This is a genomic window from Flavobacterium potami (assembly GCF_020026915.1).
Taxonomy (GTDB): Bacteria; Bacteroidota; Bacteroidia; order Flavobacteriales; family Flavobacteriaceae; genus Flavobacterium; species Flavobacterium potami.
This window is the reverse complement of record NZ_JAINUY010000001.1, coordinates 114,176-137,575: the sequence shown is the minus strand read 5'-3', so window position 1 is coordinate 137,575 and position 23,400 is coordinate 114,176. Positions and strand designations below refer to the sequence as shown.

Genomic DNA, 23,400 nt, shown 5'->3' with positions numbered 1-23,400 from the left:
TTACTATTTTTAAAATTATTTAAAAGTATATGGTGCTACTTCTGTTAATTTTGGATTTTTAGTTAAGTCATCAGCAGGATATGGCAGTAAAAGGTTGGTTGCCGAAATGGTAATATGTTTTTCAACTTCTCTATTTCCTCTATTTTGCGCTTCTAAAATTGCTTTAGCTTTTTCAAAAGGCAGACGTCCTAAGTCAAAATAATAATCTCCTTCGCAAGCCAATTCTGCACGTCTTTCTTTAAATATATCATCAAATGTGATGACGCTTTTTACCGGAAGTCCTGCTCTTTTTCGAACTGCGTTGTAAGATCTAAGCGCATTTGCATCTGAAGTACTTCCTGTTTGTCCGCCCAAAATTGCTTCTGCATGAATTAACAGCAATTCAGCGTAACGCATCATGTAGCTATTCATACTGCTTTCTCCATTATTTACAGGATTAAATGCTCCGGTAATTGGCAGATTTTCTTTTCCGATAACATATTTCTTAAGTCCCGCTCCTGATTTCTGTGCTTCGTATTGTAGCTCAAAAGTATATCCTAAAATTTTTGGAGCTCCCAGATCTAACGTTTTAGCGTAAGTCAAATTAGGATAATAGTCTCCTGGAAGCATAAAAGTCTCGATTCTTCTTCTGTCGCCATTTTCAAAAACATTTTTAATTAAATCCTGAGATGGCGCAATCTGACCTGAATAGGTAGTTTCTACTAATCTGTTTTCTGGAGCAAACAAAGTATTTGTAAAGTTTCCGTCAAAATACCCTCCAGTTCCTGTCCATTGCCAAGCAAAAATAGATTCTTCGTTGTTATTATTCTTTTGCAAAAATAAATCTGCAAAAGATCTAGCCGGAAGCTCTTCTCCTCCTAATAATTTAAACTCTCCGCTGTTAATTACCTCCTGAGCCATTTGTCTTGCTAAGTCATATTTTTTTTGATATAAATAGACTTTTGCAAGCATTGCTTTTGCAGAACCGCTTGATACGTGAGCATTTGATGCATAATCGGAACCTCTATTTTTTGTTCTTAGATTAGCAATTGCAAATTTTAAATCATTTTCGATGAATTTATAAACGTCTTCCGTTGGATTACTTGGAATAACAAAATTTTTAGAATAATCAGCATTGTTTTCAATAATAGGCACATTTCCCCATAATCTTACCAAGAAAAAATAAGAAAACGCTCTAATAAAATGGCATTCGCCCAAGGCATTGTTCAAAGCTTCTTTACTAACATTTGGCCCGACACTTTGAGGCAAATTACTGATATAAGCATTTGAATTTGCAATAGCTCCAAAGCAAGATCTCCAAGAATCTGAAATGTATCTTGATGTATTGGTAAAACTTAAATCTGTAAAATTTCCAAAGTCATTATAAATATCAGCATACATATTGCCCGAAATAACATCGGTAATACCATAAAAACCTTCTTTATTCATATTAAACCAAACCAAACCGTAAAGTCCGTTGGTTGCATTATCTAGTTTTTGATCCGAATCAAAATAACTTCCTATCGTCGGATTACCTTCTGCTGGAACATCAATAAAATCTTGAGAACAAGAGGATGAAAACAACATCAATAAAGCCATAAAACCTACGCTTCCTCTTTTATATATATTTTTCATATTATTTTTAATTAAAATTCAACATTAAAACCAAAAGAAATTAGTCTTGGCACAGGATAACGTCCATTATCAATTCCTGACATTAATGCATCCTGATTATAAGCTCCTACCTCTGGATCATAACCTGTATATTTGGTAAAAGTGAATAAGTTCTGACCAGAAGCATATACTCTCAATCTTGATAATTTTATTTTTGAAATGATATCTGATGGAAGTGAATACCCTAAGGTCACGTTCTGAATTCTTAGATAAGAACCATTTTCGACCATACGGCTAGAAACTGCATTATTAATATGATTATAACTAGATGGTGTTGGCAAAGATCCATCTAAATTGGTCGCAGAGTAGAAATCTGCAGCTTCAGTTAAATAATTTGTTCCTAGATTACTATTCATTGTTCCAGATGCACGAGTTAAATTCAACAATTTATTTCCTGCAGTTCCTTGAAGAAAAATAGACAAGTCAACATTTTTATATTTGAAGTTATTAGTAAAACCGTAAGTGAATTTTGGGTTCGGATTTCCAATTGTCGTTAAATCATTTTGGTCAATCTTACCATCATTATTCAAATCTTTATAAATTACATCTCCTTTCACAAATTCAGGTAATAAAGAGTTTGTACCGTTTTTCAAAACCACTCTTTGTCCTGAGGCGTCAACATGTCCGTATTTCAACAAATCTTCGTCTGTTCTGTAAATTCCTACAGCCTCATATCCTAAAAACGAACCAATCGGAAGACCTTCTTTTGTTCTCGAAACACTTACTGTATTATAAGCAAGTGTATTGGTTGATTTCACGATATTCAAACCTGCCATATCCGTAACTTTATTTTCATATTTGGTAAAGTTAAGACTGGAGTCCCAAGAGAAGTTTTCTGAGAATTTGTTACGATATCCAAGTGTAATCTCGATACCTTTATTCTGCATACTTCCAAGGTTAAAATATGGAGGATTCACACCTCCTTCGTAATCACCTCCACCAGAAAGGTAGTTTGGCAACGGAACTTGATACAAGAAGTTTTTAGATACTTTTTTATAAACATCAACCGATGCTGAAAATTTTGATTGAAACAATGTGAAATCTAAACCTAAATTTGTTTGATCTTGAGTTTCCCATTTCAAATCTTTATTCGGAGTGTTTGAAGGAAGATAAGAAGTTCCCATTGAACTTACCACTACGTGAAGATTAGAATCGTATAGATTATTTCCGATTTGATTGTTTCCTGTTTGCCCCCATCCAAATCTTAGCTTGATATTATCAACATATTTTTTGGTTCCTTCCATGAAAGACTCATTAGAAATTTTCCATGAACCACTTGCAGAACTAAAAACTCCCCATTTGTTTCCAACGAAAAACTTAGAAGATCCGTCTGTTCTTACTGCGGCAGAAATACCGTATCTATCTCCATAATCATAAACAACCCTTCCTAAATAAGATGATAAAGTTTGAGTTCCAGAATACGTACTTTTAAGAACTGCTTTTGTCAAATCACCTCCCGCAAGAGTTTGGTTACTGTTATCTTTGTATCCATTTCCTTCTATAGAATAACCTTCCCAATGTGCTCTATTGGATTCCTGAACAGCTAAAACGGTAAAATTATGCTTGTCAATAGTTTTTCTGTAAGTAAGCATGTTTTTTAAGTTCCATGAATTACCTGAAGATGGGTTGTAATATAAGTTAGCAAAACTCTTTACAGCATTCCCCAAAGAATACATCGGATCAAATCGCTGTCCTAAATTATCATAAATATATCCACCTGCTTCAAAACGGTATTCTAAACCTTTAAGAATATCAACTTGTGTATAAAAATTTCCAGAATAGTTTTTTCTAACTAAAGTATTAGACCCCAATAAAGATGTAGCAACAGGATTTACAAAAGAAAGACCGCTCGTAGGTCCAGCAAAAGCTCCATCTAACTCTCTAACTGCCACATCTGGAGTTGCCAAAAGCGAAGTCGCCACAACACCATTAAATTGTCCGTTTAAAGTCAGTTTTTCATCCGTAAGTGCTCCACTTACATTAATTCCAACCTTAATAAAACTATTTACTCTAGCATCTATATTTGCTCTAACATTGTATCTTTTAAATCCAGATTCGATTACGATACCTTCTTGATTTAAAACACCTCCAGAGATATAATAGCTAATTCCTTCTTTCCCGCCTGAAAAAGATAATTGATTAGAAGTCATTAATCCTGTTTCATAAATAGCATCTTGCCAATCTGTACCTTTTCCTAAAAGTTCAGGATGAGCAAATTCTGGACGTTTTGAAGACGGATCATAAACATTTGATAAAGCATTTTGATGTGTTGCATATTCCTGCAAGTTCATCGAAGGCAATTTTTTAGGTAGATTACTAATAGAATATGAATTTTCGAAAGTCAGTTTTCCAGTTCCTTTTCTTCCCGATTTTGTTGTCACAATTACAACTCCATTTGCTCCTCTTGAACCGTAGATTGCTGTTGCAGAAGCATCTTTTAAAATATCAATTGACTCAATGTCACTTGGATTAATAAGTGCCAGTGGACTTACAGTAATATTTCCGTTGTTGGAAAAGTTAGAATCTCCAGCAGCATTTCTACCCGAAGTAGAAGAATTTCGTGCATCTCCAGAAATCGGCACACCATCAATTACGTACAAAGGCTCATTTGTACCAGTCAAAGAAGAGACTCCACGAATTCTAACAGAGACATTACTACCTGGCTCTCCAGAGTTACTATTTACGACTACCCCCGCCGCTTTTCCCTGCATCATCTGATCAAAAGAGGCAAGCTTAAGATTTTCAATATCTTTGGAAGCGATACTAGAAATAGCACTATTTACATCTTTACGTTTTTGAGTTCCGTATCCAATTACGACTACATCTTTTAGATCTTCGGCATTGGATTTTAAAATTACATTGATTGTCTTTTTACCTTCTACAGCAACCTTCTGTGTGGTAAACCCGATAAAAGAGAATAATAAGGTAGCATTTGGCGCAACATCAATAGAGTATTTTCCATCGAAGTCCGTAGAAACCGTCACTTTAGAACCTGCAACCGAGATGTTTGCACCCGGAATTGATAGTCCTTTTTCATCAGAAACAGTTCCTGAAACTTTTACCTGAGCCGTAATAAAATTACTTGTCAGCAACAAAAATAATATCAAAGGAACTGCTCTGTGGTTAGCTTTCCAATGAATAAAGTTAGTCATTAGTTTTTTCATAATAAATGTTTGGTTAGTTTAAAGTATTTATTGCTAATTCAAAAAATAAAAAGGAGCCTGGATATTTTTATCTTTCAAATTATTTAACAAATCTATAACACTGCGAATTATCAAATCGATAATATTATATCATTTAATGATAATATTTTTACTGTAATCCATTTTAAAAACAGATATCAAAATAAAAAGATATAAATTTTAAATTATTCGCAATTACAACACTCTAAAAGAACCTAAATCATACATAAAAACTAACGAAATGAATAAAATCAAACGTTTTCGTTAAAAATAATATTTATCTGTGACAAAAAAGTATCACTATAAAATACGTTTCAATCCAGAGAAATCTTCTCTATATTGACTAGGAGTGCAATTCTTAGTTGCTTTGAAACTGCGGTTAAAATTGGCTATATTATTAAACCCAGATTTAAAAGCAACTTCTGAAACACTCATATCTTTTTCTACCAACCAACGCGCAGCATAACCAATTCGAATGTCATTGATATAATTGACAAAAGTTTTTCCGGTGCGTTTTTTTATAAATCGATTAAAAGAAATAATAGACATACTTGCCACATTTGCGACATCTTCTAGAGTGATTTTCTCCGCAAAATGTTTCTGCACATATTCGTAAACCAATTTCATTTTATCATAATCATCAAAAGTATCATAGTCTACCGTGTAAGTAGAAAGCAGACGTTGATTTCTAGAATTGGCCAAATCATACAACAAGGAAGTAATTTCTAAAAAATAATCCATTCCATCCAATTTCGAAAGCCTTACAAGCCTTGGCGTCAATTCTTCAGCTGTTTTTTTTGAAAAAAGAATTCCATGAATAGATCTGTTAAACATATCCCGAATCGGATTCATGATTCGTCTTGACAACAAAGACTCATGAAACAAATCGTTATGAAACTGAATAGTGATTTCGTGAATCTTTTTACTTGTGCATTTATTGAGTTCCCAACCATGATATAAATTCGGGCCAATCAAAACCAGTTCAACATTGTCAATTTCTTCAATATTATCTCCAACAACTCGTTTTACACCTTTGCCATTCATAATAAAATTAATTTCAAATTCTGGATGATAATGAACAGGAAAATCGAAACTGTCTTTTACACGATCGAAAACCAAAAAGCTGTCACTTGAAGCAAGCGGAGCAATTTCTCTATAAAAATTCTTTGTAGTACTCATCTTAAAATCTATTTTCGGAAAAGCTATATTGTTTTTTGTCTGCAATAATATGATATATAATTGATAAAATAATATTAATTATACGATATTCATCCGTTTATCTTTGAAAAATCAAATTATCATTTCTTTAAAAAGAACATTAATTATAATCAATAATCATTTTTAATTGAATAACTTTTTATAGTTTTAATAATTTCAACAACATTACAGCAAGGATTTTTTCAAATAGAAATCCATCTGTTTTTATCAAGTTAAACCTATTGTTTATTTCACTTTAGCCAATCTAAAAAACCTTCTATTTCGCAATGAAAAAACACCTAATAAAGCTTTTAACCTTGACTCTTATTACAACTAGTTGCTTTTCGCAAAAAAGCACAACTAATACTAATTTGTCACTTTCAGATAAAAAAGCGACAACTGAAACCAAAATTTTATACCAAAACTTAAATACCTTGTCTCAAAAAGGCTTTCTTTTTGGCCATCAGGACGATTTGGCTTATGGCGTAAAATGGAAGTATGAAAATGGTCGTAGCGATATAAAAGATATAGTTGGCGATTATCCTGCTGTTTACGGTTGGGATATTGCCGGTTTAGAAAAAGATGATGTCAATAATATTGACGGCGTTCCTTTTGCTAAAATGAAACAATACATTATTGAAGCAAATGCCAGAGGCGGAATTTCGACAATCAGTTGGCATTTTGATAATCCTGCAACAGGAAAAAATGCCTGGGATAATGTTCCAAATTCTTTGAAAACAATTTTACCTGGAGCCGAAAATCATAAAAAATTTACTTCTTGGCTAGATAAAGCTGCTGTTTTCTTTCTTTCATTAAAAGATAAAAACGGAAAAAATATTCCTATTCTATTTAGACCTTTTCATGAACTCACAGGTGGTTGGTTTTGGTGGGGAAAAGGAAATTGCACTCCAGAAGAATTTAAAACAGCATGGAAATTTACTGTTGACTATTTGCAAAAAAAAGGCGTTAACAATTTAATCTACGTTTATAACACTGGAAGTTTTGGAACTGAAAATGATTTCTTAACCAACTATCCAGGTGATAATTATGTAGACATGTTAAGCTTCGACAGTTATCAGAACAATAATGACCCAAATGGTGAAAAGTTTATTCGTGAAGTTCAAAATCAATTTAAAATACTGAATGAAATTAATGCTAAAAAACATAAATTGATTGCCTTAGCAGAAGCTGGATATGAAGCCGTTCCAGATCCAAAATGGTGGACAGGAACCTTATTAAAAGCAATTGGAGACTATAAAATTTCTTATGTATTGTTATGGAGAAATCACGGCTGGCAAGAGAAAGAACAAAAAATGCATTATTACGCTCCATTTAGCGGACAAGTAAGCGAAAAAGATTTTGTTGATTTTTATAATCTGGATAAAACTATATTTGAAAAAGACATTAAAAAAGTTTTAAAATAAAATACAAATTAAAACCAAACCTCAAAAAATTAACCAATGCACGACAAAATAAGTTTAAAAGAAAAAATCGGTTACGGACTTGGAGATGCCGCATCATCAATGTTCTGGAAAATTTTCAGTATGTATCTGTTGTTTTTCTATACCGACGTTTTCGGTTTGGCGCCTGCCGTAGTGGGAACTATGTTTTTAATTACCAGAATCTGGGATTCTTGCTTTGATCCGATTGTTGGAATTCTGGCTGACAGAACCAAAAGCAAATGGGGGAAATTTAGACCATATTTACTTTGGGTAGCAATTCCTTTTGCCGTGATTGGAGTCTTAACTTTCTACACACCAGATTTTGACGAAAAAGGAAAAATAATTTATGCTTATGTGACCTATTCGTTGATGATGATGATTTATTCTCTAATAAATGTTCCTTATGCATCACTTTTAGGCGTTATGTCTTCAGACAGAAAAGAAAGAAACACACTTTCTTCTTACCGAATGGTTTTTGCTTTTGGAGGAAGTCTTTTAGCGCTTTGGTTAATTGAACCTTTGGTAAATTATTTCGGAGGAAATTTAAATTCTAAATCTGGATGGTTGGCTACAATTGCCGTTTTCGGATTCATTACTACAATCTTCTTCTGGGCTTGTTTTTTGTTTACGAAAGAAAGAATCAAACCAATTGAAAATGAACAAAACAACTTAAAAGAGGATTTAAAAGATCTTCTAAAAAATAAACCTTGGTGGATTTTATTGGGAGCTGGAATTGGCGCATTAGTTTTCAATTCTATTCGTGATGGAGCAGCGGTTTACTATTTCAAATATTACGTGAGCAGTAATGTAAACTTCGATTTTTCACTTTTCGGAACTGACTTCCATATGACACCAACTTCTATTTATTTGGTTCTAGGACAAGCAGCAAACATTATCGGAGTAATCATTGCAACACCAATTGCGAATAAAATTGGTAAAAAGAAAACCTTCTTTGGTGCTATGGCTTTGGCTGCAATTCTAAGTCTTATTTTCTATTTATTTGGAAAAGAAGATGTGACACTTATTATGAGTTTTCAGGTTTTAATTAGTATTTGTGCGGGATGTATTTTTCCGTTAATCTGGTCCATGTACGCAGACAGTGCCGATTATTCAGAATGGAAAGAAGGACGAAGAGCAACTGGTCTAGTCTTCTCTGCTTCGTCCATGTCGCAAAAATTTGGATGGACAATTGGAGGCGCCGGAGCTGGGTGGCTTTTAGGGTATTTTGGTTTTCAGGCCAATGTTGAACAAACCGCAACAGCTCAAAATGGAATTCAATTAATGTTGAGCATACTTCCTGCAATTGCAGCAGCAATATCAGTTGCATTTATAGCATTTTACCCTTTATCAGAAGAAAAATTACAGATTATAGAACAGGATTTAAACGAAAAGAGAGATCAAAAATAATTAAAGATACAGATATAGAAATCAAATCATATGACAACAATAACCTCTTCAGCCACTTTTCAAGAAAGAAAATCGGCGTTAGAAAAACAACATAAAACATTAATCGAAGAGAAAAATGAACCGCAGGAAACAATAGGAAATGGCATTTACGATCGTTATAAAAATCCAGTTGTTACAGCTGCTCATATTCCGTTAAACTGGCGTTTTGACTTTAATGAAAACACCAATCCATTTTTGCAGGAAAGAATCGGAATAAATGCCGCTTTCAATGCCGGAGCAATGAAATGGAATGGAAAATATTTAATGGCTGTTCGTGTGGAAGGAATCGATAGAAAATCTTTTTTCGCTATAGCGGAAAGTCCGAACGGAATTGACAATTTCAAGTTTTGGGATAAACCTTGTGTAATTCCGCAAACCGAAGAACCAGATACAAACGTTTACGACATGCGTTTAATCAACCATGAAGACGGATTTGTGTATGGAATTTTCTGTACCGAAAGAAAAGATCCAAAAGCTCCTAAAGGCGACACCAGTTCGGCTGTAGCCAATGCAGGAATCGTTCGTTCTAAAGATTTAGTAAACTGGGAAAGACTTCCTGATTTGATTTCCAACACAGGACAACAGCGAAATGTAGTGTTGCATCCAGAATTTGTAAACGGAAAATATGCTTTATACACGCGCCCACAAGACGGATTTATTGATGTTGGATCTGGCGGTGGAATCGGTTTAGGTTATGTTGACGATATGACCAATCCGGTTGTAAAAGAAGAGAAAATCATTTTTGGGAAACAATATCATACCATTTACGAATTGAAAAATGGTCTTGGCCCTGCTCCAATTAAAACGTCAAAAGGTTGGTTGCATTTAGCACATGGCGTTAGAAATACGGCTGCAGGATTGCGATATACATTGTACATGTTTATGACCGATTTAAATGACATTTCTAAAGTAACACACGTTCCTGCCGGGCATTTTATGGGTCCTGAAGGAATTGAAAGAGTCGGCGATGTTTCGAATGTTTTGTTTTCAAACGGATGGATTGAAGATGAAAACGGAACAGTTTACGTTTACTATGCTTCATCAGATACAAGGATGCATGTTGCAGTTTCTACGGTAGACAAATTAGTCGATTATGTAACGAATACTCCTGCAGATACTTTTATTTCTGCTGGTTCAGTTCAGACGATCATCAATCAAATAGAAAAAAACAACGCAATTTAAAATATCGTGTCATTACAAAAAAAGCTTCTAAAATCGGAACTAACCGCAGAACTGAATTCTATTTTAAATTATTGGTCAGAACGAACTCTCGACGATAAAAATGGAGGTTTTGTAGGGCAAATCGATTTTAATGATCATCAAATTGCCAATGCAGAAAAAGGTTCGGTTTTAAATGCTCGAATTCTTTGGACGTTCTCTGCCAGTTATCAAACCACAAAAAACGAAAACCACAAAAATTTGGCGAAAAGAGCATTTGAATATCTTGCAGCTTATTTTTATGACACACAATTTGGAGGTCTTTTTTGGAGTATTAATGAGGATAAAACTCCAAAAGACACCAAAAACCAAATCTATGCTTTGGCATTTGCGATTTATGGCTTATCTGAATATTATGCGATTTCAAAAGAAGAACGAGCTTTGGAAATGGCTAAAAATTTATACGCCAAAATTCAAGAACACAGCTATGATTCTATAAACAAAGGTTATTTTGAAGCTTTTACCAGAGATTGGCAGCCTATTGAAGACTTGCGTTTAAGTGCGAAAGATGCCAACGAAAAGAAAACCATGAATACGCATCTTCATATTATTGAAGCTTATGCGAATTTATATAAAGTCTGGAAAGACGAAAAACTCTTAAAAGATAGTATTGAGTTATTAGAAACCATCGAAAAGCATTTCATCAATCCTGAAACTGGACATTTGCATTTGTTTTTTGATGAAAACTGGATCGAAAAACCAGATGTGATTTCATACGGTCACGATATTGAAGCAGCCTGGCTTTTACAACAATGTGCCGAAATTTCAGGAAACGAAACTTTGATTGCTAATTTTAAAAAACACGCAGTCCATATTGCCGAAGCCACAAAAGAAGGTATTGATTCTGATGGCGGTTTATGGTACGAATACGATCCTGAAAAAGGCAAATTAATTTCCGAAAAACACTGGTGGCCTCAAGCAGAAGCTTTAATAGGATATTACAATGCCTATCAATTAACTAGAAATGAAGAATATTTGGATATCGTTTATAAAATCTGGAAATTCACAAAAAAATACATGATTGACAAGCAAAACGGCGAATGGTATTGGGGAGTTTACGGTGATTATTCTATAATGAAAAAAGACAAAGCCGGATTTTGGAAATGCCCTTATCATAACGGCCGCGCTTGTTTGGAACTTATTGCCCGAATTCAAGATTAACCTATTTTAGTTCAAATTCTAACTATTGCATTATCATGAAACAGCTTTTACTTTTTAGTTTTTTACTGCTTGCCACATTTTCAAACGCCCAGATGAACCTTATAAAAAATGCTGGTTTTGAGCGAGATCTTATCAATTGGTCGGGTCAGGAAAATGCCGCACTTTCTCCATACGAGAAAAAAACCGGAAGAAACAGCGTCGTAATCAACCAATTTACTGGTGCAGAATGGAAAGCTTTGGACCAGACTATTTTAATTCCAAAAAATAGTTATGCTATTGAATGCAGTGCTTGGATGAAAACCGACCAAGTAGAAAATCAAAAAGAAGAGTATAAAGCAGCTGCCATCATTGTAGAATTTACAAATGCAGCCGACAAACAAGTCGGTTCAGAAACTATCGGAAGAGCCAAAAACACAACCGACTGGACAAACTATAAAAAAGCAGTAAAAATTCCTGCCGATGCCAAAAAAATCAGAATAATGCTAGCTCTGGCTCAAACCAACGGTACTGTTTTTTTTGATGATATTAACCTAAAGGCTTTGGGTGAAGAGGAATATGCAAAAGTAGATTCTCAAAACAAATAAACCATGAAACATAAAATTTTAAAAGTTCTTTCGCTAGTTTTCATTACTATTGCATTTGCTTGTCAAGCGCAGGAAAAAATCACGGTAAAAGGAAACCAATTTTACAAGGGCGACAAACCTTACAGTTATATCGGAACCAATTATTGGTACGGAAGCATGTTGGCCTCTAAAAAAATAGGTGATCGAAAAAGACTTTTACGCGAATTGGATTTAATGAAGAAAAACGGAATCGATAATTTGCGTGTTTTGGTTGGTGCCGATGGTGGAAAATACGATTTTACAGTTCGTCCTGCCTTACAATATGAACAAGGAAAATACGATGAAGATTTATTGGACGGATTGGATTTCTTGATTAACGAAATGGGGAAACGCAATATGTATGCGGTTTTGTATTTGACGAATAACTGGGAATGGTCGGGCGGAATGTCGCAATATTTAGAATGGAATGGAAAAGGTCCAGTTCCAGTTCCTGCTATTCCGCCAAATACTTGGCCTCAGTTTATGTCATACACAGAGCAGTTTCATAGTTGTGAACCTTGTATGGAAGCATTAAACAATCATGTGAAATTTATTATTGGAAGAACAAATCCTTATTCTAAAAAGAAATATACTGAAGATAACACGATTATGGCGTGGCAAGTTGGTAATGAACCCCGACTTTTTACAAAAGAAAACGAAGCGAAATTCACAAAATGGTTAAATAATATTGTGGATTTAATTGATAGTTTAGACAAAAACCATTTGGTTTCTACGGGTTCTGAAGGAAAAAACAGCTCGAACGACAGCATGGAAATCTTCGAGAGAACGCATCAAAATCCGAATATCGATTATTTAACGATGCACATTTGGCCAAAAAACTGGAACTGGTTTAAAGCCGATAATGCCGAGGCGACAATGCCCAAAACAATCGAAAACGCTGGAAAATATATCGACGATCATATTATAGTGGCTAACAACTTAAAAAGACCCATTATTATTGAAGAATTCGGACTTCCGAGAGAAAATGAAAATTTAAATGCAGGCGCACCTTCTGTGTATCGTGACAAATTTTACAGTTATATTTTTGGAAGAGTGGTTGAAAGTCATAAAAATGGAGGTCCGTTGCAAGCGGCGAATTTCTGGGGTTATGGCGGTGAAGGGAAAGCAATTCACCCTGATGGAAAATGGAATCCTGGCGAACCATTAACAACAGATCCACCACAAGAACCACAAGGCTTAAATTCTGTTTTTAACGGAGACAAATCGACTTTAGAAATTGTAAAAAAATACAATTTAGAATTACAGAAAAAAAAATTTTCACCATATAAGTGATATAAGTTCATTTTAGCAAGATTTAATCTGTGTAAATCTCCTTTGATCTTCTTAAATCTGCGAGAAAAATCTATACGCAAAAAGTTTTTCACACAGATTTAAAAGACTTCGGCAGATTAAATTAGATTTTTATTAAATGAACTTATATCACTTATATGGTTTAAAAAAATATCCGCATGAATAATACATTTATTCTTTTTTGTTTGCTATTCTTAAATCTTTCTTTTTCGCAGAAGAAACAGGATTTTGTTGTGACTTCTCCTGATGGAAAAATTGAAGTTAAAATTGCTGTGGATGATAAAATTTCATGGTCGATTTCACATGAAAAAGATTTAATTCTAGCACCTTCAGAAATGTCTTTGACTTTGGATGAAAATCAGATTTTAGGAAAAAATCCAGTTGTCATTAATTCAAAAAAAGAAACGATAAATACTTCATTTGAAACTCCGCTTTACAAAAAGAAATCGGTTCAAAATCATTACAATCAGCTGACTTTAAATTTTAAAAATGATTTCAGCATAGAATATCGTGTTTTTGATGATGGTGCCGCATATCGTTTTATTACTAAAAAGAAAAAAGACATTACGGTAAAATCAGAAGAAGTTGTTTTGAATTTCGATAAAGATTACGGCACTTTAATGCCTTATGTGAGAGATTTAAGAAATCCAAAAGATCCTTATATTTCTTCATTTGAAGCACAGTATGAAAACAAAAACATTAGCGAATTTGCAAAAGATACTTTGGCATTTCTTCCGTTTTTAATTGATTACAAAAATCATAAAAAAGCGGTTTTTCTAGAAGCTAATTTGGAAGATTACCCAGGATTATTTGTAACAAACAACAAAGACAAATCTGGTTTTGAATCTCGATTTTCTAAATATCCATTAAAAGAAACCAACGGCGGATTCAACAATATCAACCGATTAATCACAGAAAGAGCAGATTATTTAGTCAAAACCAAAGGAACGAGAACTTTCCCATGGCGAGCCATTGTGATTTCTGAAAATGATGCCGCTTTATCGAATAATGATATGGTTCAGAAATTAGCCGAGCCTTCAAAAATAAAAGACATTTCTTGGATCAAACCTGGAAAAGTAGCTTGGGATTGGTGGAACGATTGGAATATTTATAATGTCGATTTTAAGGCTGGTATTAATACCCAGACGTACAAATATTACATTGATTTTGCGTCTAAAAACAAAGTTGAATATGTCGTTTTAGACGAAGGTTGGAGTTTGGAAGAAGACATTATGAAACACAATCCGAATGTAGATTTAGAAGCTTTAATCGCTTATGGAAAAGAACGAAATGTTGGGATTATTTTGTGGAGTTCTTGGATGGCTTTAACTAAAAACACCGACGGGATTTTAAAAAATTATGCTAATCTAGGAATCAAAGGTTTTAAAGTGGATTTCTTAGATCGTGATGATGCCAAAATGGTAAATTCGGTTTATGATATTTCGCAAAAAGCGGCAAATTATAAATTGGTTTTGGATTTTCACGGCATGTACAAGCCAACTGGAATTCAAAGAACGTATCCAAATATTTTAAATTTTGAAGGCGTAAAAGGTTTAGAAAATAATAAATGGACTCCAAATGATGATGTCCCACTTTACGACACCACAATTCCGTTTATCAGAATGATGGCTGGCCCAATGGATTATACACCGGGTGCAATGCGAAATGCGACAAAAAGTGAGTTCAAACCAAATCATTCAGCTCCAATGAGTCAAGGAACAAGATGTCATCAATTGGCACTTTACACCGTTTTTGAAGCACCTTTACAAATGATGGCCGATAGTCCGACCGCTTTTATGAAGGAACAAGAAAGCACTGATTTTATAGCTAAAGTTCCAACCGTTTTTGATGAAACTGTTGCTCTTGACGGAGAAGTTGGAAAATTCGTTTCCATTGCCAGAAAAAAAGACAATATTTGGTATTTAGGTGCAATCACAAATTGGGATTCCAGAGACATTACAATTGATTTTTCTTTCCTTGAAAAAGGCAAAAAATTCCAAGCCGAGATTTTCTCTGACGGTTTAAATGCTGATAAAGCTGCAGTAGATTATAAAAAAGAAACTGTAATCGTTGATTCTACAATGAAACTAAAATATCGATTGGCAAGCGGCGGAGGTTTGGCAATGATTATCAAATAAAAAAACGATATTCTATATATTTCAAACCCGACAGGTTTTTAAAACCTGTCGGGTTTACGTTTTTTAATCTAACAAAACTGGACTGAAGTCCAACTCTACAATACAATTTGTTCCTTTGTAACTATAAAAGAGCCTTCGGCTCGATTCATATTGTAGGGCTGGATTTCAGTCCAGTCTAGATTATGCAATGGAAATTAAGCTAATATCTTCTCAATCGCATTCAATTCGTCATGAGAAAACTCCGTATTCTGAAGACAATCAATATTATTGCATAATTGTTTTACTGAACTAGCGCCAATCAAAACCGAAGTGATTCGTTTGTCTTTTTGCAACCAAGCCAAAGCCATTTGTGCCAAAGACTGATTTCTATTCTGAGCAATCTCATTCAGCTGAATTAATTTCTGAATACGTTCCTGAGTAACCTCATCTTCTCTCAAATGTCCGTTTGGATTATGAGCTCTTGAGTTTTCAGGAATTCCATTTAAATATTTGTCGGTTAAAAGCCCTTGTGCCAAAGGTGAAAATGCAATACAGCCTACTCCTTTTTCTTCTAGAACATCAAGCAAACCATCCTCAACCCAACGTTGCAACATAGAATATTTTGCTTGATGAATCAAACAAGGTGTTCCTAATTGTTTCAAAACATCAACAGCAACACGAGTTTGTTCAGCAGAATAATTACTGATTCCGACATACAAAGCTTTTCCACTTCTAACAGCATGATCCAAAGCCATCATCGTTTCTTCAATCGGAGTTTCAGGATCAGGACGATGCGAATAAAAAATATCAACATAATCGACATTCATTCGTTTTAAACTTTGATCTAAACTTGACAAGAGATATTTTCTCGAACCCCAGTCTCCGTAAGGACCTTTCCACATCGTATAACCGGCTTTGGTAGAAATTACAATTTCATCACGGAGATTTCCCTGAAAATTATGCAACAATATTTTTCCAAAGTTTTCTTCTGCAGAACCCGGAACCGGACCATAATTATTCGCTAAATCAAAGTGGGTTATTCCTTTATCAAAAGCTTCAATGGCGATACTTTCTGCATTTTCAAAATTATCTACTGAACCGAAGTTATGCCACAATCCTAAGGAAATCTCTGGAAGTAGTAAACCACTTCTTCCGCATCTGTTATATTTCATTGTTTTAATTTAAGGTTGGAGTTTTAATAGATTTTAAAAATACAAAAAACTCTCGCAGATTTTGCAGATTTAGGAGATTAAAAAAATCTGCTGGATTTGCTAAATCTGCGAGAGAAAATTAAAATCATATTTAATTTTGTAAATTTGTTTAAATACAAAGAAACATGGAAAATAACTGGCAAAACTTAATTTCAATAGATCCTGATATCAGATTTGGAAAACCTGTTATTACAGGAACTCGTATTTGTGTTTCTGATATTCTTTCTTGGTTATCTACAGAAATGTCCTTCGAAGAAATTATTGAAGATTTTCCCGAACTAAAAAGAGAACATATTCTTGCAGCTTTATCATTTGCTGCAAATAGAGAAAATATCACAAAAATAATAGCAGCATAATGAAGTTGTTATTTGATGCTAATATTTCGTGGAGAATTGCAAAGCTTGTTGAAAATGATTTCCCAAATTGTTTTCACTCAAATGATATTCAAGTAACGCAACCAGCAAAAGATATCCAAATCTGGGAATTTGCAAGAAAAAATGATTTCACGACTCTTACACATGATGATGATTTTGAAAAATTACTGCTCCTAATAGGCGTTCCTCCAAAAGTAATAATTCTAAAAACCTTCAATAAAAACACAAAGCAATTAGCTGAAGTACTCATTTCGAAAAAGAAATTATAGAATCCTTTATTTCTAATGAGCAACTAATGATTTTAGAAATCTATTAATGATGTTTCTAATCTCGCAAAGGCGCTAAGTCGCAAAGTTAAATTTTAATTTTTAATTTTTAATTTTTAATTTTTAATTTTTAATTTTTAATTTTTAAGATTGAATTGCGTCCAGCTTTAGCTGGATGTAAAAATAACAAACGAAAAAAAGGCTTTAGCCAAACTATCGGAAGTTTGGCTAAAGCCTTTTTAAAATTCAAATTTCCCCCTAGCTGAAGCTAGGGGCTATTCAAAAAAACTTTGCGACTCTGCGACTTTGCGAGATTAAAAACTTTGTTACTTTGTCACTTTGATACTCTGCTACTCTGTCCCTTTGAAACTTAAAGAATCTCAAAACCACTTTGCAAACCTTTATCGGAACTTCCTCCAACCATGATTTTGAAAGTTCCTGGCTCTACAAGATATTTTCCTTCGTTATTATAAAAACCAAGTTCCTTATCTGTTAAAGTAAATTTTACGGTTTTCGTTTCTCCTTTTTTAAGATTCACCAATTCAAAACCTTTTAACTCTTTTATTGGACGAATGATACTTGCAAATTCATCATGAATGTATAATTGCACCACTTCTTTTCCATCATAATTTCCTGAATTCGTAACCTCAACACTTACTTCAACTTTTTCTCCTTTTGCAAAAGAATTTTTATTCAATTTCAAGTTTTTATAGTCAAAAGTGGTGTAGCTTAATCCAAAACCAAACGGAAATTGTGGCGTTTTCTCCACATCCATATAATGCGACCAGAAAACGTTTTTATCGCTATCAATTGGTCTTCCTGTACTGTATTTGTTGTAATAAATTGGTACTTGTCCAACATTTCTAGGAAACGACATTGGCAATTTTCCACTTGGGTTATAATCTCCGTATAAAACCTGCGCAACGGCATTTCCAGTTTGAGTTCCTAAATGCCAAGCTTCCACAATTGCTGGTACATTTTCTGCAGCCCACGGAATACTCAACGGACGACCATTATTCAGAACCAAAACTACATTCGGATTTACTTTGTAGATTTCTTCTAATAATTCTTGTTGTAGACCTGGCAAATTCAAATCAGTTCTACTTCTTCCTTCACCACTTTGGAAACCATATTCTCCTAAAACCATTACGACAACATCGGCATTTTTTGCTGCTTTTTTCGCTGCTTCAAATCCGCTTTTGTCTGTCGTATTGAAAACTGTTTCGGTTAAAAAAGTCGCTTTTTGTTTTAATAAATCTACACCTTTTTCAAAAGTCAGCTGATTTTCTTTATATTGCTGCATTCCTTCTAAAACTGAAACGGCTGTATCATCAGAGGCTGCAATTCTCCAGCTTCCCAACGGACTGTTTTTATCATTTGCCAAAGCACCAATCAAAGCGATTTTTTGTCCAGATTTCTTTAGCGGAAGCAAGTTTTTGTCATTCTTCAATAAAACAATAGATTTCTTCGCCATATCCAAAACGCCTTCATTATTGGCTTTACTTCCAACAACTTCTTTCTCGCGTTTTTCATCGCAATAGCGATACGGATCATCAAATAACCCTAATTCAAATTTCACACGAAGAATTCTACGAACGGCATCATCAACTAAAGATTCTTTTACTTTTCCAGATTTTACCAAATCGACCAATTTTACAACGTATAAATACGATTCCATATCCATGTCAGAACCTGCGATAACTGCTTTTGCTGTTGCATCGGCTTCATCTTTTGCATAACCGTGCGCAATCATTTCGCGAATTGATGCATAATCCGAAATTACAAATCCGTCAAACTTCCATTTTCCTTTTAAAATATCTCTTTGCAAAAAGGCATTTCCAGTTGCCGGAACTCCATTCAAAGTATTAAACGAATTCATAAACGTACGAACTCCCGCGTCGACCGTCGCTTCAAAAGGCGGTAAAACCGAATTGTACAATTTAGAATTACTGATATCTACAATATTATATTCCAATCCAGCTTCAACATAACCGTAAGCAGCAAAATGTTTTGCACAAGCCGCGATGGTATTTACTTTCTGAAGATCAGCAACCGTTTCTCCTTGAAAACCTTTCACACGAGCATAACCTACTTTACTTCCCAAATACGGATCTTCTCCTGCGCCTTCCATCACACGTCCCCAACGTGCATCGTTTGCAACGTCGACATTGGGCCCAAAAGTCCAGTTAATTCCAGATGCCGAAGCTTCATCAGCTGCAATCGCTGCCGACTTTTTAATCGCTTCCAAATCCCAACTCGCTGCTTCTGCCAACGGAATTGGGCTTAACGTTTTATAACCATGAATTACGTCAAAACCAATAATCAACGGAATTCCTAATCTCGTTTCTTCAACCGCGATTTTCTGCACGGCACGAACTTCTTTTACGCCACGAACCGTCAGCATCGAGCCTACCAATCCTTTTCTTAAATGTTCGTATTTTAATTCGGCTGTTCCGCCTTTTGGTGCGGGTCCAGTAACATCCCAAAAACCATTATATTGGTTCATCTGTCCCACTTTTTCCTCCAACGTCATTAACGGTAAAAGCAAATCAATTCGCTGCTCAACAGTTTTATTTTTATCCAGATACGGCTTTTTTTGTGCATTCATATTTCCAACGGTAAACAGGGATAAAACCCCGATAATAATTATTTTTTTATTTTTCATATGTGGTTTAGTTAGTTTGTTTTAGATGCTAAGGTTCTGAGTTGCTAAGATTCTAAGTTTTTTTATTTGGGCGTGTCCCGCCGCGGCGGGCGGGCTTTCGGCTATATCTTTTATTTCGCTATCGCTTCATAAAAGGATACCGCCTCAATCCCTCACGCACACGGGTTGACAACAATATTTTCATTCATCATGTCATTGCGAGGAACGAAGCAACCGCACTACAATTTGATTTAGCAACTGTGATTGCTTCGTTCCTCGCAATGACGAAATGCGAAAAATCTAAAATTCACTCGTAAAACAAGAAGCAGGCAGATTCGCTTTATTAAACAAATCCGATTGCGTTGTATTTCCCCATGCAAATCTCACTTTTGCTGGACTTACAACTTTTTTACTTGTCAAAATCACCTGATTATTTTTTATTGAAGCTTCCGCAGGATAAAAAACTCCATCAGTTCCAGCCACTTCAAATTGATTCGATTTTTTGTCTTTAAAATAAAGTCCGTCAGCATAATCGAAAGAAACGATTACTTTGTTTTTTTCAATTTTAATGTTTTTAAAAAGCGGACCATTTACCAAATTAGAATTGGTTTTATATGTTTCAGCCAAAGCCAAATTTGCTAAACGAATTCCAACCGATTTTTTATTTTTTGGATGAATATCAATCGTATCCGAAATATCGCTAATCACAACCATTCCAGTTTTTGAAACCTCGTTCAACAATTTTCTCTGAGAATTTCTAACTGTTACATTGGAGAAATTATTTTTTCCTGTTTTAAACGGAGCAATCTGAACATAATAAAACGGAAAATTATCATTCCATTCTTTTCTCCACGCAGTAATTAAAGCGCCCAAAGTTTTATCATAAACTAAAGAACCTACATTCGATTCGCCTTGATACCAAAGCGTTCCTGCAATCTTAAATCCGACAATTGGATAAATCATCGCATTGTAAGCGCGTCCTGGTTGTCTTGGTCCGTATTCTTGTTCGTTTAGTTTTTTAGCATTTTCCAACAAAAGCGGATCATTATTCACCACATCTTCTGGCATCCAGATTTCGGCAGGAGTTCCACCCCAATTCGAAGAAATTAATCCAATTGGCACATTTTTCAAATCTTCGCGAAGGCGTTTGGCAAAAAAGTAACCAATCGCACTAAAATACTTCATGGTTTCTGGAGTCGATTCTGTCCAATTTCCAAGCAAATTATTCTGCGGACTTGTAGCAGTCAATTTCGGAACGGTAAAAAATCGAATATTCGGATTCGTTGCGTTTTTCATTTCTTCTTCCCCATCGTCAATTCCCCAACTCACAGACATTTCCATATTCGATTGACCTGAACAAAGCCAGACTTCACCAATTAGAATATTTTTTAAAACCACTTCATTATAACCTTTTATAGAAATAGTAAAAGGCCCGCCAGCTTCTGGCGTTTTAATCGTCAATTCCCATTTTGCCTGATTATTGGCAACGGTTTTGTATTCCTGATTGTTCCAGCTTGAAACCAGTTTTATTTCTTCTTTTGGATTCGCCCAACCCCAAATCTTCACTTCAGAATTGCGTTGTAAAACCATATTGTCACTAAAAATATTCGGAAGCGAAACGTTTGCCATCATAGTACTGGAAATCAATAAAAAGAAAACAAACTTATAGATATTATTTTTCATTTAGCAACTTCTTTAAAAATGGAGCATATTCGTGTGCCAAAACTTTATGTTCTGCCACATTTGGATGTCCTGAACATCCACTTGGAGTCATTGGTTTGAACTTGAAAATCTGAATGGGTTTGTGCGCTTTATCATCCGCGAAAGCGTTTTTAATTTTATTCAGACAATCTTCAAAAACAACTCCTCTTTCTCCACCAACCATTGGACTATTGGTAATCACAATCTGAGCTTTCGGATTATGTTCGTACAACATCTTTATAAAATTGATGTAATTCGAAATGTACTTTTCAGAATTAAAAGGCAAACGTTCTTTTTTTCCATCCCCGCCAGAAAAATCATTTGTTCCCAAAGCAATACTGATAATGTCTGGTTGAAAGGCAAAATCATATTTAGGTTTTGAAGGATCTTTTGTCAAATACAAATTCTGATAAACATCTGGCATGATTGCCTCATCTTTGTGTTCGTCGTTCCAATTTCTGTACATCCCGATTCCGGAAACGCAGCTCATTAAATAATCGACACCAATTGCTCTTGAAAGTGTTGGTCCATAAGCATAATAACTGTTGTGATGATCCATATATTCGCCTTTATCGCAAGGAATATCTGAGCCATCGCTTGCAGCTCCGCAAGTAATAGAATCTCCAATAAACTCGATTTTCTTTTTCTTTTTAAATGAAATTGAAGTCAGTTTTGCAGTTGTTCCGGCAAATAAAATATTACCACTTTGCGCTTCTGTATTTTTATAGATTTCTAAATGATGTGCTTTTTGGTTGGAAGTCACCTTTATTGGAAATGATTGGATCGCTCCTTTTTCAATTCTAAGCTTTCCTATATATTTACCGTCCAAAACCAGCTGAACATAATTATGATGTTCATAAGAATCTACACTTTGAAGTTTAATCGAACATTCGTTTCCAGTAAAATTAAATGAAACCGAAGCAGCCGTTCCAATCAAAATGACATTATCATTTTGTAGTTTTTCTACTCTGCCCTGATACAAGAAAGTTTTATTTGAATTTAGAGTTTGCGAATTCGAAATAATCGAAATCAGCAAAAACGAAATTAAAAGTGCTATTTTTTTGGGAAACATAAATTATTTGTTAAAACATAAATACGATTCACAAATATATTGGAAAGAGCCTATCGATAAAGATACTAAAATGTCAAAAAGCAATAAAAAAACACCACAAAAACATATCATTTGGAGATAAAAAGTGGCTAATCGTACTTTTCAGGGTGTTTTTGTTCTTTTTAAAATGAAATAACGGTTTATATTTAGCGTTTCAATTTACATAAGACTATAAAAAATGAGATCGCATTTATTATTATTTCTACTTCCTGTTATTTTACTTTCTTCTTTTAACCTAAAAAAGAAAGAAGCTCAAATAGTGGTTCAAAACACTAAAATACAAAGTGAAATAAATCGCGACTCTCTTATTGTTTTTGCAAAAAAATATCTAGGAACTCCTTATGTATATGCCAGTAGTAATCCGCAGAAAGGTTTTGACTGTTCGGGATTTGTGAGTTATGTCTTTAAAAATTTTGGAATGACGCTTCCGCGAAGTTCAAGCGGTTATAAGAATATTGGTAAAACTTTAAAACCAGAAGAATTTAAAGTGGGAGATATTTTGGTTTTTTATGGTTATAAAGACAGAACCATAATTGGTCACCTTGGAATTATCTGCGAAGCCAACGGAATGCAATCGAAATTTATTCATGCTTCGTCTGGAAAAGCGCAACAAGTCACAATAACTGCACTTGATACAGAACATTATACCAAACGTTTTTATAAATGTGTTGATGTTTTATCGGAATAATTTTTTTGCCACTAATTACACGAATTTTCGCGAATTTATTTTTTAGCTAAAGATTAGATGGATTAGCACAGATTTT

Annotated in this window: 17 protein-coding genes; 10 read left to right on the top strand and 7 right to left on the bottom strand. The window is 34.4% G+C overall.

Going from position 1 to position 23,400, the window contains the following annotated elements:
* Nucleotides 1-15: 15 nt before the first annotated feature.
* The 3 genes from K6T82_RS00655 to K6T82_RS00645 all read right to left on the bottom strand — a co-directional run bounded on the left by K6T82_RS00655 (nucleotide 16) and on the right by K6T82_RS00645 (nucleotide 6,014).
* Nucleotides 16-1,614 carry a RagB/SusD family nutrient uptake outer membrane protein gene (locus K6T82_RS00655; RefSeq protein ID WP_223704099.1) on the bottom strand — a complete coding sequence of 533 codons (1,599 nt, stop codon included), beginning with the start codon at nucleotides 1,612-1,614 and terminating at the stop codon, nucleotides 16-18.
* An 11-nt stretch (nucleotides 1,615-1,625) separates the two neighbouring features.
* A complete protein-coding gene (locus tag K6T82_RS00650; protein WP_223704098.1) occupies nucleotides 1,626-4,817 on the bottom strand; it encodes a SusC/RagA family TonB-linked outer membrane protein in 3,192 nt (1,063 codons plus the stop codon).
* A 318-nt stretch (nucleotides 4,818-5,135) separates the two neighbouring features.
* Nucleotides 5,136-6,014, bottom strand: a complete 879-nt coding sequence (locus tag K6T82_RS00645) for a helix-turn-helix domain-containing protein (RefSeq protein WP_223704097.1) — start codon at nucleotides 6,012-6,014, stop codon at nucleotides 5,136-5,138.
* 305 nt (nucleotides 6,015-6,319) lie between these two features.
* On the opposite strand from K6T82_RS00645, the gene K6T82_RS00640 reads away from it, so the two are divergent.
* From K6T82_RS00640 to K6T82_RS00610, 7 genes are all read left to right on the top strand, one after another.
* The gene (locus K6T82_RS00640; RefSeq protein ID WP_223704096.1) at nucleotides 6,320-7,456 is read left to right on the top strand and encodes a glycoside hydrolase family 26 protein; all 1,137 of its coding nucleotides are present in this window, start codon (nucleotides 6,320-6,322) and stop codon (nucleotides 7,454-7,456) included.
* A 36-nt stretch (nucleotides 7,457-7,492) separates the two neighbouring features.
* A complete protein-coding gene (locus K6T82_RS00635; protein ID WP_223704095.1) occupies nucleotides 7,493-8,881 on the top strand; it encodes an MFS transporter in 1,389 nt (462 codons plus the stop codon).
* A 30-nt stretch (nucleotides 8,882-8,911) separates the two neighbouring features.
* A complete protein-coding gene (locus K6T82_RS00630; RefSeq protein ID WP_223704094.1) occupies nucleotides 8,912-10,102 on the top strand; it encodes a glycoside hydrolase family 130 protein in 1,191 nt (396 codons plus the stop codon).
* Between the two features lie 6 nt (nucleotides 10,103-10,108).
* Nucleotides 10,109-11,299, top strand: a complete 1,191-nt coding sequence (locus K6T82_RS00625) for an AGE family epimerase/isomerase (protein WP_223704093.1) — start codon at nucleotides 10,109-10,111, stop codon at nucleotides 11,297-11,299.
* A 35-nt stretch (nucleotides 11,300-11,334) separates the two neighbouring features.
* Nucleotides 11,335-11,883, top strand: a complete 549-nt coding sequence (locus K6T82_RS00620) for a carbohydrate binding domain-containing protein (protein WP_223704092.1) — start codon at nucleotides 11,335-11,337, stop codon at nucleotides 11,881-11,883.
* A gap of 3 nt (nucleotides 11,884-11,886) precedes the next feature.
* Nucleotides 11,887-13,194 carry a glycoside hydrolase 5 family protein gene (locus K6T82_RS00615; RefSeq protein ID WP_223704091.1) on the top strand — a complete coding sequence of 436 codons (1,308 nt, stop codon included), beginning with the start codon at nucleotides 11,887-11,889 and terminating at the stop codon, nucleotides 13,192-13,194.
* 176 nt (nucleotides 13,195-13,370) lie between these two features.
* Complete coding sequence (locus tag K6T82_RS00610) at nucleotides 13,371-15,350, top strand: glycoside hydrolase family 97 protein (protein ID WP_223704090.1); 1,980 nt, start codon at nucleotides 13,371-13,373, stop codon at nucleotides 15,348-15,350.
* 194 nt (nucleotides 15,351-15,544) lie between these two features.
* Here K6T82_RS00610 and mgrA read toward each other — a convergent pair whose 3' ends face one another.
* Nucleotides 15,545-16,501: an L-glyceraldehyde 3-phosphate reductase gene (gene mgrA, locus K6T82_RS00605; protein WP_223704089.1), complete on the bottom strand. Its 957-nt coding sequence runs from the start codon at nucleotides 16,499-16,501 to the stop codon at nucleotides 15,545-15,547.
* A gap of 164 nt (nucleotides 16,502-16,665) precedes the next feature.
* Here mgrA and K6T82_RS00600 point away from each other — a divergent pair, with 164 nt between their 5' ends.
* Complete coding sequence (locus tag K6T82_RS00600; protein ID WP_223704088.1) at nucleotides 16,666-16,896, top strand: DUF433 domain-containing protein; 231 nt, start codon at nucleotides 16,666-16,668, stop codon at nucleotides 16,894-16,896.
* On the top strand, nucleotides 16,896-17,183 hold the full coding sequence (locus K6T82_RS00595; protein WP_223704087.1) for a DUF5615 family PIN-like protein: 288 nt from the start codon (nucleotides 16,896-16,898) through the stop codon (nucleotides 17,181-17,183). The genes K6T82_RS00600 and K6T82_RS00595 overlap by 1 nt, the downstream gene beginning before the upstream one ends.
* Before the next feature lie 367 nt (nucleotides 17,184-17,550).
* On the opposite strand, the gene bglX is transcribed toward K6T82_RS00595, so the two are convergent.
* The 3 genes from bglX to K6T82_RS00580 form a co-directional block, all read right to left on the bottom strand.
* A complete protein-coding gene (gene bglX / locus K6T82_RS00590; RefSeq protein WP_223704086.1) occupies nucleotides 17,551-19,845 on the bottom strand; it encodes a beta-glucosidase BglX in 2,295 nt (764 codons plus the stop codon).
* 279 nt (nucleotides 19,846-20,124) lie between these two features.
* The gene (locus tag K6T82_RS00585) at nucleotides 20,125-21,507 is read right to left on the bottom strand and encodes a sialate O-acetylesterase (protein ID WP_223704085.1); all 1,383 of its coding nucleotides are present in this window, start codon (nucleotides 21,505-21,507) and stop codon (nucleotides 20,125-20,127) included.
* Entirely contained in the window at nucleotides 21,497-22,597 is a 1,101-nt protein-coding gene (locus K6T82_RS00580) for an SGNH/GDSL hydrolase family protein (RefSeq protein WP_223704084.1), read from the bottom strand. The genes K6T82_RS00585 and K6T82_RS00580 overlap by 11 nt, the downstream gene beginning before the upstream one ends.
* Before the next feature lie 217 nt (nucleotides 22,598-22,814).
* Between K6T82_RS00580 and K6T82_RS00575 the strand changes: the two genes are divergently transcribed.
* On the top strand, nucleotides 22,815-23,324 hold the full coding sequence (locus K6T82_RS00575) for a C40 family peptidase (protein WP_223704083.1): 510 nt from the start codon (nucleotides 22,815-22,817) through the stop codon (nucleotides 23,322-23,324).
* Nucleotides 23,325-23,400 lie beyond the last annotated feature (76 nt).